At 42.1% G+C, this 17,509-nt stretch carries 17 protein-coding genes and 2 tRNA genes; 12 read left to right on the top strand and 7 right to left on the bottom strand.

Features of this window, described 5'->3' with window-relative positions; translation table 11 throughout:
* Positions 1 to 211: 211 nt before the first annotated feature.
* Positions 212 to 979 (bottom strand): 23S rRNA (guanosine(2251)-2'-O)-methyltransferase RlmB, encoded by a 768-nt coding sequence (gene rlmB / locus PQ469_RS12790; protein ID WP_090650107.1) that lies wholly within the window; start codon positions 977 to 979, stop codon positions 212 to 214.
* 306 nt (positions 980 to 1,285) lie between these two features.
* Between rlmB and dnaB the strand changes: the two genes are divergently transcribed.
* Positions 1,286 to 2,848 (top strand): replicative DNA helicase, encoded by a 1,563-nt coding sequence (gene dnaB / locus PQ469_RS12785; RefSeq protein WP_090650103.1) that lies wholly within the window; start codon positions 1,286 to 1,288, stop codon positions 2,846 to 2,848.
* A gap of 151 nt (positions 2,849 to 2,999) precedes the next feature.
* On the opposite strand, the gene chrA is transcribed toward dnaB, so the two are convergent.
* Both chrA and PQ469_RS12775 read right to left on the bottom strand, forming a co-directional pair.
* The gene (gene chrA, locus PQ469_RS12780; RefSeq protein ID WP_274213307.1) at positions 3,000 to 4,199 is read right to left on the bottom strand and encodes a chromate efflux transporter; all 1,200 of its coding nucleotides are present in this window, start codon (positions 4,197 to 4,199) and stop codon (positions 3,000 to 3,002) included.
* A gap of 115 nt (positions 4,200 to 4,314) precedes the next feature.
* Complete coding sequence (locus tag PQ469_RS12775; RefSeq protein WP_274213306.1) at positions 4,315 to 4,656, bottom strand: tetratricopeptide repeat protein; 342 nt, start codon at positions 4,654 to 4,656, stop codon at positions 4,315 to 4,317.
* Positions 4,657 to 4,701: 45 nt separating this feature from the next.
* Between PQ469_RS12775 and PQ469_RS12770 the strand changes: the two genes are divergently transcribed.
* From PQ469_RS12770 to PQ469_RS12755, 4 genes are all read left to right on the top strand, one after another.
* Positions 4,702 to 5,439 (top strand): electron transfer flavoprotein subunit beta/FixA family protein, encoded by a 738-nt coding sequence (locus tag PQ469_RS12770; RefSeq protein WP_274213305.1) that lies wholly within the window; start codon positions 4,702 to 4,704, stop codon positions 5,437 to 5,439.
* A gap of 36 nt (positions 5,440 to 5,475) precedes the next feature.
* On the top strand, positions 5,476 to 6,453 hold the full coding sequence (locus PQ469_RS12765; protein WP_274213304.1) for an electron transfer flavoprotein subunit alpha/FixB family protein: 978 nt from the start codon (positions 5,476 to 5,478) through the stop codon (positions 6,451 to 6,453).
* Between the two features lie 24 nt (positions 6,454 to 6,477).
* Positions 6,478 to 7,083 carry a bifunctional nuclease family protein gene (locus tag PQ469_RS12760; protein ID WP_090650448.1) on the top strand — a complete coding sequence of 202 codons (606 nt, stop codon included), beginning with the start codon at positions 6,478 to 6,480 and terminating at the stop codon, positions 7,081 to 7,083.
* A gap of 235 nt (positions 7,084 to 7,318) precedes the next feature.
* Entirely contained in the window at positions 7,319 to 8,578 is a 1,260-nt protein-coding gene (locus tag PQ469_RS12755; RefSeq protein ID WP_274213303.1) for a nucleoside permease, read from the top strand.
* Positions 8,579 to 8,767: 189 nt separating this feature from the next.
* Here the strand turns inward: PQ469_RS12755 and PQ469_RS12750 are convergent.
* A tRNA-Pro gene (locus PQ469_RS12750) sits at positions 8,768 to 8,841 on the bottom strand.
* 231 nt (positions 8,842 to 9,072) lie between these two features.
* Between PQ469_RS12750 and PQ469_RS12745 the strand changes: the two genes are divergently transcribed.
* Complete coding sequence (locus PQ469_RS12745) at positions 9,073 to 9,594, top strand: hypothetical protein (protein ID WP_274213302.1); 522 nt, start codon at positions 9,073 to 9,075, stop codon at positions 9,592 to 9,594.
* Positions 9,595 to 9,795: 201 nt separating this feature from the next.
* Here PQ469_RS12745 and PQ469_RS12740 read toward each other — a convergent pair.
* The 3 genes from PQ469_RS12740 to PQ469_RS12730 all read right to left on the bottom strand — a co-directional run bounded on the left by PQ469_RS12740 (position 9,796) and on the right by PQ469_RS12730 (position 11,906).
* Positions 9,796 to 9,869: transfer RNA gene (locus PQ469_RS12740), tRNA-Pro, on the bottom strand.
* A 189-nt stretch (positions 9,870 to 10,058) separates the two neighbouring features.
* Positions 10,059 to 10,466, bottom strand: coding sequence for a DUF4199 domain-containing protein (locus PQ469_RS12735; protein ID WP_090650085.1), 408 nt, complete (start codon positions 10,464 to 10,466; stop codon positions 10,059 to 10,061).
* 234 nt (positions 10,467 to 10,700) lie between these two features.
* Complete coding sequence (locus tag PQ469_RS12730) at positions 10,701 to 11,906, bottom strand: proline dehydrogenase family protein (protein ID WP_274213301.1); 1,206 nt, start codon at positions 11,904 to 11,906, stop codon at positions 10,701 to 10,703.
* A gap of 58 nt (positions 11,907 to 11,964) precedes the next feature.
* On the opposite strand from PQ469_RS12730, the gene PQ469_RS12725 reads away from it, so the two are divergent.
* From PQ469_RS12725 to PQ469_RS12700, 6 genes are all read left to right on the top strand, one after another.
* Entirely contained in the window at positions 11,965 to 12,171 is a 207-nt protein-coding gene (locus PQ469_RS12725; protein WP_090650080.1) for an RNA-binding S4 domain-containing protein, read from the top strand.
* A 3-nt stretch (positions 12,172 to 12,174) separates the two neighbouring features.
* A complete protein-coding gene (aroB, locus tag PQ469_RS12720) occupies positions 12,175 to 13,233 on the top strand; it encodes a 3-dehydroquinate synthase (RefSeq protein ID WP_274213300.1) in 1,059 nt (352 codons plus the stop codon).
* Positions 13,234 to 14,157: a sterol desaturase family protein gene (locus PQ469_RS12715; RefSeq protein ID WP_090650073.1), complete on the top strand. Its 924-nt coding sequence runs from the start codon at positions 13,234 to 13,236 to the stop codon at positions 14,155 to 14,157.
* Positions 14,158 to 14,230: 73 nt separating this feature from the next.
* Positions 14,231 to 15,106, top strand: a complete 876-nt coding sequence (locus PQ469_RS12710) for a PH domain-containing protein (protein WP_274213299.1) — start codon at positions 14,231 to 14,233, stop codon at positions 15,104 to 15,106.
* 240 nt (positions 15,107 to 15,346) lie between these two features.
* Positions 15,347 to 16,252: a prephenate dehydratase gene (locus PQ469_RS12705; RefSeq protein WP_090650068.1), complete on the top strand. Its 906-nt coding sequence runs from the start codon at positions 15,347 to 15,349 to the stop codon at positions 16,250 to 16,252.
* A gap of 108 nt (positions 16,253 to 16,360) precedes the next feature.
* Positions 16,361 to 17,488, top strand: a complete 1,128-nt coding sequence (locus PQ469_RS12700) for a chorismate mutase (protein ID WP_090650066.1) — start codon at positions 16,361 to 16,363, stop codon at positions 17,486 to 17,488.
* Positions 17,489 to 17,509: the final 21 nt, after the last annotated feature.

Genomic DNA, 17,509 nt, shown 5'->3' with positions numbered 1-17,509 from the left:
CTAAAAAAATATTTATGTTGAGGTCAACTGGCAGTGCATCAAATTAGCAAAACAAAGCTTCCCGATATGGAATATAAGTTATTCGCCCGGCGGTTTGTGGTTGTTACCGGAGCATGGCGAATTGGCCACAAACTATATTTTATAGCCTGTGGCATGACTGATCGGGTTGATCGGTTAAAAATCACGAACAACCATTCACCTAATCAACTACTCACTTAATCAACCCGCGCTGCCTTATCGCCTCATATAAAATAACCCCGGTTGATACCGATACATTTAACGATTCAATCTCGCCAAACATCGGGATTTTAGCCAGGTGGTCGGCTATGCGGATGATCTCGTTGCGGATGCCATCTTCTTCCGATCCCATGATGATGGCTGTCGGGGCGGTATAATCTGGCACGTAAATATCTTCTTTGGTTTTTTCGGTACAACAAACCAGCTGCAGGCCCGATTCCTGCAAAAACCTAACAGTTTGCATAAAATTATCATGGCGACAAACCGGTATCTTATACAGTGCACCGGCCGAGGTTTTTATAGCATCGGGGTTAATCTGAGCCGATCCTTTCGCTGGGATAACTATGGCATGTACACCTGCGCATTCAGCAGTACGTGCTATAGCACCCATGTTGCGTACATCGGTAATAGAATCCAAAACCAATATCAGCGGCACCTCGCCTTTTTCAAAAACATCAGGAATAATGTTCTCTATTTTTTGATAAACAATTGGCGAAATAAAAGCAACAGCGCCCTGGTGGTTCTTGGCGGTGAGCCTGTTGAGCTTTTCAATAGGCACTTGCTGTGCTGTAATATTGTATTCGGTAAGCAGGGCTTTTAGTTCGTGCGATAAGCCGCCGGCCGCACCCCGTTGTATATATAATGCCTCAATCTCTTTGCCCGAAGTGATGGCTTCCATGATAGCCCTGATGCCAAACACCATCTGGTTACTTTCGCGCTGAGGTCTTGAATTAAATGTCATTTTTGATATGGTATATTTTGGCAAAAATAGCTATATTAATTGATTAAGCGGTTATTGAACTCAATTGACATTTTGGTTCACACCATTACAACTAACATTTTCAAACTTTATTAACACCGTTTTAAGTAACTATCAATGAGCTATTTAATATCCAAACTAACATCTTACTAACAATTGTGTGTTAATATCAAAAGCATTCAACACTATAAATTATTAAATTGAGAATGATTGCTTTAAAACCTCAATACACTATGTGGATGGAATAGTAGCATCGGTAAACTATTTTTTGTATATTTTTGTTGCCTTATGAGTTTTGAGAACGAGAATCAGTACAAGCCTAATACAAACGAACGCCGCAGCCGAATTACCAACCCAACTCCGTATACCGGAATGGGCAAGTTACCCCCTCAAGCTACAGACCTGGAGGAGGCGGTTTTAGGTGCGCTGATGCTGGAAAAAGATGCGCTGTCATCTGTTATCGACGTACTAAAATCCGAAGTTTTTTACCGCGACAACCACCAGAAAATATTTGCTGCCATTAAGGAGCTTTTCGAAAAATCGCAACCGATAGATATTCTTACCGTTACCGCCCAGTTACGCAAACAAGGCGACCTGGAAATGATTGGTGGGGCATATTATATTACCGAATTAACCAGCCGTGTGGCATCTGCCGCCAATATCGAGTTCCACTCGCGTATTATTATTCAAAAATATATTCAGCGCGAGCTGATCCGTATCTCTACAGAAACAATTAACAGCGCTTACGAAGATACCAGCGATGTGCTTGATTTACTTGACAAAGCAGAGAAGAATCTTTTTGAGATAGCCCAAAGCAATTTACGCCGTGACGCCCGTAAAATGGACGACCTGGTACAGGAGGCCCTGCGTGATATCGAATCGCTAAAAGATAAGAAAGATGGCTTAACCGGTGTGGCATCCGGGTTTACCGGGCTCGACCGTATGACTTCGGGCTGGCAAAAATCCGATCTGGTAATTATTGCTGCCCGCCCCGCTATGGGTAAAACAGCCTTTGTGTTAAGCTGTGCCCGTAACGCCGCGGTTGATTTTGACAAACCGGTTGTAGTATTCTCGCTCGAGATGTCGTCAGTCCAGTTGGTAAATCGTTTGATTGCAGGAGAGGCCGAAATTGAGCAGGAAAAGATCCGTAAAGGAACGTTAGAAGAATGGGAATGGCAACAGATCCACTCAAAAATCGGCCGCCTGGAAAAAGCTACTTTTATTATTGATGATACCCCCGCGTTAAATATATTTGAGTTCAGGGCCAAATGCCGCCGTCTGAAATCGCAGCACGACATCCAGTTAATCATCATCGATTACCTGCAGCTGATGCATGGTAAATCATCAGACGGCAAAGGCGGTGGTAACCGTGAGCAGGAAATTGGTAGTATCTCGCGCGCCCTTAAATCAGTAGCCAAAGAATTAAACGTACCGGTGATTGCGTTATCGCAGTTAAGCCGTGCCGTGGAAACCAGGCCAGGTAATGCTAAAAGGCCAATGCTATCAGATTTACGTGAGTCGGGCTCTATCGAGCAGGATGCGGATATGGTATTGTTCCTTTATCGCCCCGAATATTATGGCTTAACTGAAGACGAAGACGGTAACCCAACCCAGGGTGTAGGCGAGGTTATTATCGCTAAACACCGTAACGGCGAAACCGGCACCGTAAGGCTTAAATTTGTAGGCAAATATGTAAAATTTGCTAACCTTGAAGAAGGCATGGACAGTTTCCCCCCTATTGCCGGTAACGCATTTAGCGGCCTTGCACCATCACAGGACTTTGAAAAGCAAAGTAACTTTATTATCCGCCCATCGAGGATGGATGATATTGATGATGAGCCGCCGTTTTAGCCCCCCAGCCCCCTAAAGGGGGAGCTTTTTGATTCATAAAACTAAAGCCCGGTTCTTATCGAATTGGGCTTTATTTTTTTAGCGTTGTTCAAATATCGTTGCCGCGAGCTTCCATCTCGTGGTGAACACTGGTTGCAGCTTTCAGCTGCAATTAAACTATCAATCCTAAAATCACCCCAAAAACAATAATCAACGGTGCTTTAATTTTGGTAAATTTCAATAGCACAAAAGTACAAGCCATTAACAAATAAGCCACCCAGTTACCGCCGAAAGGGCGTACCAACAGGATAAACGCTGTTGCCATGAAGCCTACTGCCACTGCGTTTATGCCGCTTAACGAGTTTTTGATACGGGTTATTTTTTTTAAGTCTTCCCAAAAAGGGACGATGAAGAGTATCAGAATTAGCCCAGGGGTGTTTACGCCTATTACCGCAACCAGGCTACCAACTATTTGCCCGCCAACGCCATATCCTTTGTTACCTAAAGTTATCCCTCCCAAAAAGGAAGTAAATGAAAACGTAGGCCCCGGTAACGCCTGTTGCAAGGCATAACCCGAAAGAAACTCCGAACTGCTCAGGTAATGCTTCACCTCAACAAATTCGGTATAAAGCAAGGGTACCATTACCTGCCCCCCACCAAATGTGAGGATGCCGTTACGGTAAAAATTTTCGAACAGGCGGATGGGCAAACTGAAGGGCGACGTTTGGTTGATAACGGCGCCAAGGGCCGCAAAAAACAACAGGATACCAATGAAGTAAGCTACCTTATTAGGGTTTACATTTGAGTAGAGTTTTACCCTCAGTTCGTTTTCCTGTGGCTGTGTTTCCATCGCTGATGACAGGATGCCCCCTAACAAAATCAACAACGGAAAAGCGTAGGCATTTTGTAATATCAGCGTAGCTATTAATGATCCAATAGCCAGCATGGTGCTCACTTTAGTTTTCAAAAACTTGTGGGCAAAACTGAATGTTGCGTAAGCAACAATGCCCACAGCTAACGGCTGTACATAACTTACCACATGATTAAACTTAGCCTGGTTGGCAAACATTTTATAGCTGATGGCGGCCATTCCCATTATAGCGGCCGAGGGCAAAATCCAGATAAAAAAAGTTATCAGCGCTAATTGTAAGCCGCCAACTTTCCAGGCTATACCTACCAGTGTTTGAGTTGATGAAGGGCCGGGCAATACCTGCGATAAGGCGTTCAGTTCCATCAATTCCTCCTCGGTGATATAGTGGCGCTTTTGCACAAATTCGCGCAGCAAAACAGCTATATGAGCCTGTGGCCCGCCAAAAGCCGTAAAGGTGTACATCAAAACATCGCGAAGAAATAATAGATGGCGTTTGGTCATTTTAGTTCATGGTTAATAGATCATGGTTCATGGTAAGTTCTGGGCTAATTTGACAATAGTTATTGTAAATACAATGAAGCTGCCATGAACTATGAACCATCAACTATAAGCAAAATCAATAGTCGTCATCGTCTTCCTCAATACCTTTAGCCTGCCGGTAAACGGCCTGCAATTCCGAAAATGCGTGGTTATCGCGCTTGGCTTTGGTGATTTTCATGCCGTTTTCGTAGGTGGCAACGGCGTCATCTTTGCGGTTCAGGGCCTCATAAAGTTTACCTAAATGGTAATAGGTGCCGGTATAACCGGGGTGGTTATTTACCAGGTCTTCATAATATTCAAGCGACTTATCTACCTGATTAAGACGTAGATATTCGGTAGCGAGCGCATATTTTAAAAACTCGTCGTTAGGTTCATTTTTAATAAATTCCAATAGCTTATCTAATCTGCTCAACTCCATTTTAAACTCTATGTTTTTTAGTTAAATTTGCCAAAACCTATTGTTATGAAGATTTTGGTATGTATAAGTAATGTTCCCGATACCACCACAAAAATAACTTTTACTGATAACAACACCCAATTTAATACCAACGGTGTTCAATTTATATTAAATCCTTACGACGAGATAGCACTTTCACGGGCTATCGAATTAACCGACGGCGGTAAAGGCACAGTAACAGTTATCAATGTTGGCGAAGTAAGCACCGAGGCTACAATTCGCAAAGCGTTGGCTATTGGGGCCACCGATGCGGTACGGATTAACGCGAAGCCACATGATGCGTGGTATGTAGCTTACCAGGTTGCTCAATATGCAAAAACTAACGCTTTCGACCTCATCCTGACGGGTCGCGAGTCTATTGATTATAACGGATCAAAAGTTGCCGGGATGCTGGGCGAGCTTTTAGATATCCCCTCGGTATCTATCATTAAAAAGCTGGATGCAGGAGATAATGAGGCGACAGTGGAGCGGGAGATAGAGGGCGGCAAAGAAATTTTGACCATTCCCTACCCTTTTGTGGCGGGTACTGCCGAGGGTGTTGCCGAACCCCGGATCCCGAACATGCGCGGCATTATGTCGGCACGTACCAAACCTTTAGTTGTGGTTGAACCTGTTGACATAAAAACATTTTCGGAAATCATCAGTTATGAAACACCGGCCCCGCGCGGACAGGTTACCTTGGTAGCCGCAGATGACGTGGCCAAATTGGTTAATCTTTTACATACCGAAGCGCGCGTTATTTAATTTAATTCAAATCGTTTTTTACGAAACTCATTATATATGTCAGTTTTAATATATGCGGAAAATGCCGGCGGCACATTCAAAAAATCAATTTTTGAAGCAGTAAGCTATGCCAAAGCCATTGCCGATCAAAATAACACCACCCTTACAGCCATATCTATAGGCCAAGTAAGTGCTGCGGAGTTAGCCTCGTTGGGCAAATACGGCGCCCAAAAAGTGCTTAACGTATCTGGCGATAAATTGAAGAATTTTGTAAACCAGGCCTACGCTTCTATCATAGCCGAAGCTGCAAAAAAAGAAGGCGCTGATGTTGTAGTACTATCAAACACCTTTTCGGGCCGTGGTTTGGCGCCGCGTTTGGGCGTTAAACTGGAAGCCGGCGTTGCCGATGGCGCTGTGGCCCTTCCTGAGCAAAGTGATGGTAAATTCAGGGTAAAAAAAACAGCTTTTTCGGGTAAGGCTTTCGCGATAGTTGAGTTAAACTCGGCAAATAAGGTTATCGCCCTTATTCCAAATTCCTATAAAGTTGTAGAAACCGGCGGCACCGCGCAAGTGGAAGATTTTGCGGCAGCAACCAAAGAATCGGATTTTAAGGCGATAATTAAAGAGATTGTTCGTGCTACTGATAAAGTTTCGTTGCCTGATGCCGAAATAGTTGTATCTGCCGGACGTGGGTTAAAAGGCCCCGAAAACTGGGGTATGATAGAGGAACTGGCCAATTTGCTTGGCGCAGCTACAGCCTGTTCAAAACCGGTATCTGACGCAGGATGGAGGCCACATAGCGAACATGTTGGACAAACTGGTATAGCTGTCAGTCCAAATTTGTATATTGCGATAGGAATTTCAGGTGCTATTCAGCACCTGGCAGGTATCAGTTCTTCAAAGGTAATAGTGGTTATCAATAAAGACCCGGAAGCGCCGTTTTTTAAAGTGGCAGATTACGGGATAGTTGGCGATGCTTTTGAAGTGGTGCCACAATTAATAGCGGCAGTAAAAGAATATAAAGCTTCAGCGTAAATATTAGGTGCGATGGGTAATAACATGAAAAAAATTAAGCTGGATATTGTAGGCTTGTCATACAGCCAAACACAATCCGGCGCTTATGCTTTAGTTTTAGGCGAGGTAAGTGGGAGGCGCAGGCTGCCTATTATTATAGGTAGTTTTGAGGCACAGGCTATAGCTATCGAAATAGAAAAGATGACACCGAGCCGCCCGCTTACACATGATCTTTTTAAAAGTTTTGCGCAGGCATACCAGATAGAGGTGCAGGAGATTATCATATACAACCTGGTTGATGGTATTTTTTATTCCAAGTTAATTTGCAGCGATGGTAAACGCCCGGTTGAAATTGATGCCCGTACATCAGATGCCATCGCCATAGCAGTCAGATTTGATTGCCCTATTTTTACTTACGAATTTATCTTGTCGACAGCCGGAATAGTAATTGAAGGCAACGACTTTGTTTACCTTGAAAATATCAACGAAACGCAGGAAGAAAAAACGGTTAACACATCAACAGTAGGCAGTGGCTTTGCTTCGTTAAGCGTTGACGAGCTAAAAACAAAATTGCAGGAAGCCCTTGCCGAAGAATCATATGAAAAGGCCGCCAAAATCCGCGACGAACTGAATAAACGAAAAGCGTCCTGATTATGGGTTTGAGAATTTCGATTTCAGGTTTAGTAAATAAACCTGTACCGAAATTCTCAAATTCTATTGTTCACGGCTATCAAATAAAGCCATTTTTGTAAACTCGTTAACAAAGCATAACATTTAGGATCTTTTTGCTAAATTCTACCTCTCTTAGCTTTTTGATTTACGTTTATTTCGCTACTTTCCCATTTTTAATTTAATACTGACTAAAATTATTTAAACCCAGTACCGTATGAATATTAAGTTCCGCTTAATACTGATGAATTTTATGCAATTTTTTGTGTGGGGAGCTTGGTTGCTTACTATCGGCGCGTATTGGTTTCAAAACAAACACTGGTCAGGGGCACAATTCGGAGCTATTTTTTCAACAATGGGCATTTCATCTATCTTTATGCCCGCCATTACAGGTATTATTTCAGACCGGTTTATTAACGCAGAAAAGCTATATGGCATAATGCATATCCTGGGTGCGCTAACGTTATTCAGCTTACCCCTCGTTACCAACCCTTCAGCTTTTTTTTGGGTTATCTTGCTGAATATGATGTTTTATATGCCTACGTTGTCATTATCCATTACTGTATCGTACTCTGCGTTAAAAAGTAACAACATTGACGTTGTCAAAGATTTTCCTCCCATCAGAATATGGGGCACTATAGGTTTTATTGCAGCATTATGGACAGTAAGTTTAACGCATAGCGAAATTTCGGCGAATCAATTTTACATAGCAGGTGCGGTAGCATTGGTATTAGGTTTATATTCTTTCACCCTACCCAAGTGCCCGCCACTATCGGCCAAAACCGAAAAAAAATCATTTGCCAACTCGTTGGGATTAAATGCGTTTGCTTTATTCAAAGACCCCAAGTTTGTTATCTTTTTCACCTTTTCCATGCTGTTAGGTGCTGCGTTACAGCTTACCAACGCTTATGGCGATACCTTTATTCATGATTTCGCCAAAGTACCTGTTTATAAAGATTCGATAGCTGTTAAGTATCCGGCTATTATTATGTCGATATCGCAAATCTCCGAAACATTGTTTATTCTGGCTATCCCCTTCTTTCTGCGCAAATTCGGCATTAAGTATGTAATGCTTTTTAGCATGCTGGCCTGGGTTTTACGGTTTGGTTTATTTGCGTTTGGCGATCCCGCCGGAGGCTTATGGATGATAGTTTTATCATGTATTGTATACGGTATGGCATTTGATTTCTTTAATATATCGGGATCGCTATTTGTCGAAACCCAGGCAGCGCCAGAAATACGCGGAAGTGCGCAGGGCTTATTTATGATGATGGTAAACGGTTTTGGCGCTTTTTTTGGCAGCCGTATAAGTGGCATCGTGATTGATAAATTCTTCACACATGCCGACCAAAGTAAAGACTGGCATGGTATCTGGCTTAGCTTTGCAGGTTATGCTTTAGTGATAGCTATTATTTTCCCATTTGTATTCCGGTACAGGCACAACGCGGCTTTGAAGCATGCTATTGAGCACGCTTAACAAATACGCAGTTGCTGTAAGCTTGTAAACCGATATAATCTTCTTAGCCGGCTTGTAATTTCAGGATTAAAGAGGGCTTGGTGACGGGTAATATCAACTACCCGATAAGCCTGCTGGTGTTGAAATAAAAGAAAAGCCCCTTAAATCATATGATCTAAGGGGCTTTCGACTTGATTGGTATCGCATTTGTCGGGATGGCAGGATTCGAACCTGCGGCCTCCACATCCCAAATGTGGCGCGATACCGGGCTACGCTACATCCCGTTCCCGTTGGGGTTGCAAAGGTAATATTATAATTCAATTAATCAAAACTTCTGAAAAAATCAGTTGTAATGATATGAAAATTGTCAATCGCCCAATCTAAAGATTGAACATACAAGTTAATACCGGGCCCGCTTGCCGTCAATTCAATATCGGTTTATAATAATTAAAAAGCTAACAAACAAAATTGTAATAAGCATGTTACAATAACATCATCTAACCAATACATTTTTTATGAAAAAGATTTGTTTAATATTGTTTGTAACCAGCATGGCATGGTGCATTCAAACTGCCGCGGCTCAAACCCAGGACACCACAAATAATAAAGTGGAAATAAAAAAGAAAGTTAAAAAAGGCGCCCACGGTCGTACTGTAACGAAAATAAAGATGGAGGGCAGCGGCACATCCGGCGCAATAAGCGGCGCCGCCGCCGGCGCTGTAACGGGTCATTTACCTGAGCCGGCAAAACAAACGCCGGCTCCGCCGCCGCCATCCGTGGTTATAGTGCATGATACAGTTAAAACGGAGGTGCCAGCTCCAGTAGTTGCTCCGGATCCAACACCAAAAACAACCGAAGTTACCACAACTACAACAGAAATAAAACCGGTTGTTACAGCCAGTTCAACTACTCATGTTGTTGCACATAAGGCAACTGCTTCAAAAAAGCCTGTACATGTATATCATCGCGTTTACAAAAAAACACCGGTGGCGGCAACAAAAACTACTACTACCACTACGGTGAAAAAAACCGAGTAAAAGTACCATCACTTGCGAGTGACAAAAGCGGGATTGTTGATTACAATAATCCCGCTTTTCAATATATCTTAATAGCAAACAATCCAAGGCGCAAGCCATACCTAATTAAAAAGGCGTTTTTTTGCCTTGCGAGGGATTTTGAAACAAAAAACCCTCTGAATTTTATTCAGAGGGTTTTAATCAGATTTGGTATCGCTTTTGTCGGGATGGCAGGATTCGAACCTGCGGCCTCCACATCCCAAATGTGGCGCGATACCGGGCTACGCTACATCCCGTTCCCGATTGGGTTGGCAAAAGTAGGATTTTTAATCAAGTTGCAAAACTTTTTTTCAATTAAATTTCAGGCAAAATGTTAACTTCTTCATTAGCGCATATTTGACGTTAAATATTCTTTTAATTTGTATCATTCGCAGCTATCGATGATGGTTTATGACCTATAAGTCATCAATACGACCACGCTCCTGTCAGTTCAGTTTGCTCGATTTATTCATCAATGCTGCAGACACCCCTAAACAAATTAAAATACCAATAACCAGCCCGCCGAATAACCTGCCCGAAAAAGCGAAAAGATTGCTTGCCATATCAAAATAGTTAATGTAAACAATGCCTGCCAGGCAGGCAAACAGTCCACCTATAAGCAAAATCCTAAAGCTTTGAAATAAGGCGTCAAAAAAACCAATCTCGCCTTGCTTATCATCCTCACGGTAACGTTTCACCCCAAAATAAACACCGCAAAAGGGTATTAGTAATGATAAATACTCAACCGGGCTTACGTGGTTCCCGGTACTGTTATACCCAAATGACCGCATGATGAACAACCAGGTACCACTAAGGATACCCAGGATTAAACCTGTTACAAATGCATTTTTCATAATTTAGGGTGGCATATGATAATGCCTGATATAAAAATGCAAAATTTTTTATCGTTTTCCTGCAAATCACGTCTTTTTATTAGCGGTAATTCACCATCATATTTGTGAATCACAGGTCAGTCCCCTCCCCTTACAACAATCAAACGCTATCGAACAGCGCTCTCCAAAAATAACGCCATAAAAAAAGCCGCTAAATTTTAGCGGCCCATATTTTTCTGTCTTAATTCTTGACTCTCAGTTCTTGTTTCTTCGCGCCCGTTCTTTAACTATCAAACTCAATTCTCGGCTCATTTGGCCCGCAATGGCGGTGTTTTCCTGTGCGCGACGGAACAGGTATGGCAGCACTGCTTTTATTGGCCCATAGGGCACGTATTTGGCCACATTATATTGCGCATCGGCCAGGTTAAAGCTTAGGTTATCGCTCATGCCCAGCAACTGCGAAAAATAAACGTGCGGGTGTTTATGATCGATACCTTTGTTGTCCAAAAGCTCGGCCAGCAGGCGGCAACTTTCCTCGTTGTGCGTACCGGCTATAAAAGCTATTTCGTTGATATGGCTGGTACAATAATCCAATGCCGAATCATAATCCAGGTCTGTTGATTTTTTATCGGGCTGAATTGGCGAGTTGTAACCCATTTCCAGGGCACGCTTACGCTCTTTTTCCATGTAAGCGCCGCGCACAATTTTTGCTCCTAATATAAAACCTTCGCCTTTTCCAATCTCGTGGTCGTTTAAAATCGATGCCAGTTTATCATGACGGTACATTTGGTAGGTGTTATAAACAATGGGCTGTTTAGTGTTAAACTGCGTCATCATGGTTAAAGCCAGCAGGTCAATAGTTTCCTGTATCCAGCTTTCTTCGGCATCAATCATCACGGGCACGTTACTTTTATATGCTTTATCGCAAATAGCCAATACCCGGCTTTGCACCCTTTGCCATTCGCTTTCTTCATCGGGTGTAAGCGGCAGGCGGGCGTCCAGTTTCTCTAACAAAGCAAAACGGCCAACCCCGGTAATTTTAAATACGGTCAATGGGATTGCTTTATCTTTTGAGGCCCGTACTATGGTGCGGATGATCTCGTCCCTGGTACTATCAAAAACGGCTTCATCGTCCTCGCCTTCTATCGAATAATCTAAAATGGTACCTACCCCCCCACTATATAGGTTTTTGATGGTATTATCACACTCGGCAATAGTTTCGCCGCCGCAAAAGTGTTTAAATATAGTCGCCTTGATAAGGCCTTTGATCGGCAGTCCTATTTTAATAGCAAAGTTGGTCACCGGCGGTCCTATCTTTACCAAAAAATTAACATTTATGATTCTGAATAGCCAGTAAGCCCGACTAAGATCAGCATTAGATGAATGACGAAAAGCTATTTCTGTATTTTCAAAAGAGGGCTTACCGTGTTTGGAAGTATTATTAGTTTCGTTAGAAAGCATCCGCAAAATTATAAAAATGATAACTCATTATTCCATGAATAGTTTATTTTTGCCCACCATGATTGAATTTAAGTTAAACGGCGATTTTATCCCGATGATACAACTCCTAAAAGCAGCAGGGCTGGTACCAACCGGTGGCGAGGCGCAAATAGTTGTAAGTGAGGGCGAAGTAAGCTATAACGGACAGGTTGATTACCGCAAACGCCTTAAAGTAAAACGAGGCGACCTGGTTGAATTCAGAGGAAATAAAATCATGGTTATTTAAATTATGGACACCATTCAGAGCGATAATTACCCCATTTTTTTTGAAAATAGTATTGATGAACTGGCCAATTTTGTAAAACAAGGCCACTATTCGCGTTTTTTTATTTTAACCGACGAAAATACCGCCGAGCATTGCCTGCCCCTTGTAAAAAGCAAAATAGAAGATCAGGACAACTTTGATATCATTGAGATAAACGCAGGCGAAGAGAGTAAGGACATTGACTTTTGCATTGGCATCTGGAAAATGCTGATAGACTTTGGAGCCGACCGTAAAAGCCTGCTTATTAACCTTGGCGGCGGCGTTATCAGCGATCTGGGCGGCTTTGCCGCGTCTACATTTAAACGCGGGATTGATTTTGTACACGTACCTACTACCCTATTGTCGCAGGTAGATGCATCAGTAGGCGGTAAAACCGGGATCGATATCGATAGCATTAAAAATATCATAGGTACCTTTACACAACCCAAAGCTGTATTTATTGAATTGGGCTTTTTAGATACCCTGCCTCCAAAACAAATCCTATCGGGCCTGGCCGAAATGCTGAAACACGGGCTTATCCAGGACGCCGCTTACTGGAACCAGTTAAAAACCAGCGACCTGAGCAAGCCATCAGCCGAACTGGTACACCGGTCTGTAGCCATAAAAAACAAGATCACCATTGAAGACCCGCACGAAAAAGGGATCCGCAAGGCTTTAAACTTTGGGCACACAATCGGCCATGCAATTGAAACTTATTCACTGATCAATGATGAAGATCATTTATCGCATGGCGAGGCCATTGCAATAGGCATGATTTGCGAGGCCTACCTGGCGCATAAAAAAACAGGCCTGCCTGCCGAAGAACTGCAAGAGATAACTGATACACTTAATAACCTTTATCCGCGTTATACCATCCATGAATCAAGCTTCAATACGTTGTTCGAGTATATGAAAAAGGATAAAAAGAACCAGAGCGGTAATATAAATTGCACCCTGCTGACCAACATTGGTCAATGTAATATTGATAATATCTGCACAGAAGCCGAACTTTGTGAGAGTTTATTGTATTATATTAATTTGTAAATGCACCACTTAGATAAAGCGGAAATAAGCGCCATTGTAATACTTTGCCTTTTAGTTATTTTAACCCTTGTAGAAATGGGTTTAAGTTATTGGGAGGACAGGCATTATTACGAAACGCGCGATACTTTTACCAATATTTATCTTACCTCGCTTGCTGTTGTAACAAACCTTATTGTAAAAGGCAGCACATTTATCATCCTGAGCTTTACTTACAGGTATCGGTTATTTCAAATCCATAATGTTTGGTTGTATTGGTTTGTGCTGATTGTAGCACAGGACTTTTTGTACTGGCTATTGCATTACATTGGCCATTATTGCCGCGTTTTTTGGGCCATACACGTAACCCACCATTCGTCAGAACATTTCAACTTCACCACCGGTTTCCGTTCAACGGTGTTTGAGCCGTTGTATAGGGTATTTTTTTATTTGCCGCTGGCGTTATTTGGCTTTAGTGCTTTAGATATTTTATATGCCTACCTGGTTACGCAGTTTTACGGCAACCTGGTACATACACAATATAAAATTCCGCTGCCAAAATGGTACGGGTGGATTTTTGTAACGCCTGCACATCATCGTGTGCACCATGCATCAAACATCCCCTACCTGGATAAAAACATGGGCATGGTATTAATTTTATGGGACAGGATGTTTGGCACCTTCCGCGACGAGGATTTGCCCGAGCCTGTTAAATACGGCATTACCAAACAACCTGATGATATGGGTCCGGTAAATGTTATATTTCACGAATGGAAGGCGTTGATACACGATGTTAAACACGCGCCGGGTTTTAAAAATAAAATGGGGTATTTATTTAACCCGCCGGGCTGGAGTCATGACGGCAGTACGCAAACTGCAAGGGTAATGCAGCAGGAGTATGAAATTCAGCATATTTCGCCCCTCATCGAGCAAAAACAAACCGCTTAATTTTATTGCAAACCGTATAGGTATCGATGCTATATTTGAAGTATAAGCAAACAAGCATTACCCTATATAACCTATGCCTCAATTTATATCCAAACTACAACATAACACTTACGAAAAGGGCGAATTTTCTGACGAGCAGCCAAGAAATTTAGATGAAACCATTCAACTAATAAAAGACTTTCCCTGGGATTTGGAGCGCCCCTTAACTGACATTCAATTAACCGGCCCATCGGTTACTATACAAGACGATGGTATTAACTATTTAAAACTGGGACTTTATTTCGGTGGTAAATTTTGTGTTTATTACCTTGACAAGAATAATCATTTGTATGATTACCACGCTGCTGATATCGAGGCTGTAGAAAAGCTTGTTGCCGATTTTTTCAATCAAACGTTTGATCTCCGCGTTTTTGAAAAGTACTTTTTTAATATTGGCAACCAACCTCACTTTGTCACCAATAAGTTTGAATATCACGTAAAAGTCGGAAAAATAGTGGCACTTTCACTATCCTTATTAGCATATACTGCAGTTTTCTCTTTGCTGTTCTTAAAAATAACGGAGGGGCGTTGGCTCGAGGTTTTTCCAATACTAATGATGGTAATATCAATAGCTGCAATTTCATATTTTGTAGCCACAAATTTAAAGGGGCGTCATCAATACATTCAGATCTCTAAGGGGAACAATAAATTTTCGTATGGTGTTGATGAACAACATATTATTGTTTACGATAAAACTGATATAAGAGTAATTTTATATAACCAAAATAGCCGCAACCGTAGCGGCATACTCGATAAATGTGAAATAGTATTTAACAACGGCGAGATAATTACTCTGTCGGGAGCGCTGCTGTCTGGAGATGTATTTTTTAATAAGTTTGATGAAAAATTAGGCATTCCTGTTATTTACACCCATCGCGGAGTCTTTAAAAACAAGTTGAATCAATTTTGACAATATAAAATTTGGTTCACCTACTTTTTTTATCAAAAAATAAAATTTTCTATTGACAGAATCATTTTTTACCGTACATTTACAACGTAATAAAAAACAAATGAAATTTAACAGTGCATATTTTTATGGTTACTACTTTTACTTTACCAGTAAGAGCCGGGACTAATATGTACTAAACACACATAAAAATTTAAAAAGTCCCGGCACAAAATGCCGGGACTTTTTGCATTAACAGGGGTCATGAAAATAGAAAAACCAAGAGTTGCCATCCAGGGGATCCGCGCCTCCTTCCACGAAGAAGCCGGCCTGCGTTATTTTGGCGAAAACGCTCAGATGATTGAGTGCAACTCTTTTAAACAAACTTTTGAAAGTTTAAAAAAACGCGAGGCCGATTATGTGGTAATGGCTATTGAAAACAGCATTGCCGGCAGCATATTGCCCAACTACACCTTACTGTTAGATTATGGCTTCCCTGTTGTAGGCGAAATTTACCTGCCCATTCAATTACACCTGATGGCTTTGCCAGGTGTAAAGTTTGAGGATGTAAAATACGTAACCTCGCACCCTATTGCCCTGCGCCAATGTGTCGATTTTTTTGACGAGTACCCGCATCTTAAAATTGTGGAGAGCAGCGATACCGCAGCCTGTGCCAAACGCATCCGCGATGAACAATTAACGGATACAGTAGCTATCGCCAATTCATTGGCTGCAACACTGTATGGACTGGATGTTTTAGAACGCCGCATCGAATCAAATAAAAGGAACTTTACCCGCTTTTTAATCCTCACCCATCATGAAAACATGGATAAAAAAACGGCCAATAAAGCGTCGCTTTGTTTCCAGGTAAGCAATAAGGTTGGGGCTTTGGCCAAAGTGCTAAACATTTTTGCCGAAGAAGGTTTAAATATGAGCAAAATTCAATCAATGCCTATACTTGGTAAGCGTAACGAATATAATTTTTATGTAGATGTGGAGTGGGACGAGCAGAAACACTACGATAGCGCTATCCGGCAGATACTGAAATACACACAAAATTTTAACATACTTGGCGAATATGAAAGACACGATGACGAACCATCAGTAGCACCCAAACCCCAAAGAATTGATCGCGGCAGGCGATATATTAACATCCGCCGCAACGTTTAAACAAATAAAATGATCCCAGGATCATCGGACCCAACAGGAAATCAAAAAATTAAAGTATAAAACAACCCCGGTTTAAAAAACAAACAGCCGGAACAAATAACAAACACAATGAAACTAAATTTAAACATACAGCCGCTTCATACCTGGATTAAAACCGGTAAAGAACCATTGGTAATTGCTGGCCCTTGCAGCGCCGAAACTGAAGATCAGCTGGTAGCCACCGCTCATTTATTAGCCCAAACCGGTAAAATTTCTGCCTTACGTGCAGGTATCTGGAAACCACGTACCCGCCCGGGAGAGTTTGAAGGTATTGGCTCAATTGGTTTGGAGTGGTTAAAACGCGCCAAAGCCGAAACCGGCCTGCCAACCGCTATTGAAGTAGCTACCGGTAAACACGTTGAAGAAGCTTTAAAAGCAGGTGTTGATATCCTTTGGGTTGGTGCACGTTCAACAGTAAACCCTTTTACTGTACAGGAAATTGCTGATGCTTTGCGCGGTGTTGATGTACCGGTAATGGTTAAAAACCCGGTAAACCCCGATCTTTCTTTATGGATTGGCGCTTTAGAGCGTATCAACAACGCCGGTATCACTAAACTTGCTGCTATCCACCGCGGTTTTTCATCTTACGAAAAATCTGCTTTCCGTAACGAGCCAATGTGGGATATCGCTATTGCTTTAAAAACTTTAGCCCCTGAATTGCCTATCATTAACGATCCAAGCCACATATCAGGTAACCGCGACCTTATTGGTTACATTTCACAAAAAGCTTTGGATTTGGATATGCAAGGTTTAATGATCGAATCGCACATCGATCCAAGCGTAGCCTGGACAGATGCTAAACAACAGGTTACCCCTGCTGCACTTGCTGATATCATCGATCATTTGGCTTTACGTAAACCAGAAGTACGCAATGCCGAGGTTAACGATAAACTACACGAACTGCGCAACCAGATTGATAAAATTGACGATTTAGTTATCCAGAAAATTGCCGAGCGTATGCTGATTGCCGATAAAATCGGTCAGCATAAAAAAGATAATGGCATTACTATTTTACAGGTTGGCCGTTGGGACGAAATCCTGCAGAAACGCACTAACTACGCTAAAGCATTAAAATTAGGCAGCGAGTTTACCGAAAAATTACTGGAGCTTTTACACGCCGAATCTATCAGCAGGCAAACAGCCATCATGAACGCCAGCGAAGCAGGCCAGGCAGCAGAAAAACTAACACACGCGTAATTTTAAGTCAAAAGTTAAAAG

The organism is Mucilaginibacter sp. KACC 22773 (assembly GCF_028736215.1).
Taxonomy (GTDB): Bacteria; Bacteroidota; Bacteroidia; order Sphingobacteriales; family Sphingobacteriaceae; genus Mucilaginibacter.
This window is presented reverse-complemented; position numbering and strand designations above follow the sequence as displayed.

Excerpts from the sequence above, each read along its gene's own strand:
- rlmB (WP_090650107.1), bottom strand. The coding sequence starts at position 979 with ATGACATTTAATTCAAGACCTCAGCGCGAAAGTAACCAGATGGTGTTT.
- PQ469_RS12725 (WP_090650080.1), top strand. The coding sequence starts at position 11,965 with ATGATTGAATTTAAGTTAAACGGCGATTTTATCCCGATGATACAACTC.
- PQ469_RS12770 (WP_274213305.1), top strand. The coding sequence starts at position 4,702 with ATGAAGATTTTGGTATGTATAAGTAATGTTCCCGATACCACCACAAAA.
- PQ469_RS12705 (WP_090650068.1), top strand. The coding sequence starts at position 15,347 with ATGAAAATAGAAAAACCAAGAGTTGCCATCCAGGGGATCCGCGCCTCC.
- PQ469_RS12745 (WP_274213302.1), top strand. The coding sequence starts at position 9,073 with ATGAAAAAGATTTGTTTAATATTGTTTGTAACCAGCATGGCATGGTGC.
- PQ469_RS12715 (WP_090650073.1), top strand. The coding sequence starts at position 13,234 with ATGCACCACTTAGATAAAGCGGAAATAAGCGCCATTGTAATACTTTGC.
- PQ469_RS12735 (WP_090650085.1), bottom strand. The coding sequence starts at position 10,466 with ATGAAAAATGCATTTGTAACAGGTTTAATCCTGGGTATCCTTAGTGGT.
- chrA (WP_274213307.1), bottom strand. The coding sequence starts at position 4,199 with ATGACCAAACGCCATCTATTATTTCTTCGCGATGTTTTGATGTACACC.
- PQ469_RS12760 (WP_090650448.1), top strand. The coding sequence starts at position 6,478 with ATGAAAAAAATTAAGCTGGATATTGTAGGCTTGTCATACAGCCAAACA.
- PQ469_RS12775 (WP_274213306.1), bottom strand. The coding sequence starts at position 4,656 with ATGGAGTTGAGCAGATTAGATAAGCTATTGGAATTTATTAAAAATGAA.
- PQ469_RS12700 (WP_090650066.1), top strand. The coding sequence starts at position 16,361 with ATGAAACTAAATTTAAACATACAGCCGCTTCATACCTGGATTAAAACC.
- PQ469_RS12765 (WP_274213304.1), top strand. The coding sequence starts at position 5,476 with ATGTCAGTTTTAATATATGCGGAAAATGCCGGCGGCACATTCAAAAAA.
- PQ469_RS12710 (WP_274213299.1), top strand. The coding sequence starts at position 14,231 with ATGCCTCAATTTATATCCAAACTACAACATAACACTTACGAAAAGGGC.
- PQ469_RS12755 (WP_274213303.1), top strand. The coding sequence starts at position 7,319 with ATGAATATTAAGTTCCGCTTAATACTGATGAATTTTATGCAATTTTTT.
- PQ469_RS12730 (WP_274213301.1), bottom strand. The coding sequence starts at position 11,906 with ATGCTTTCTAACGAAACTAATAATACTTCCAAACACGGTAAGCCCTCT.
- aroB (WP_274213300.1), top strand. The coding sequence starts at position 12,175 with ATGGACACCATTCAGAGCGATAATTACCCCATTTTTTTTGAAAATAGT.
- dnaB (WP_090650103.1), top strand. The coding sequence starts at position 1,286 with ATGAGTTTTGAGAACGAGAATCAGTACAAGCCTAATACAAACGAACGC.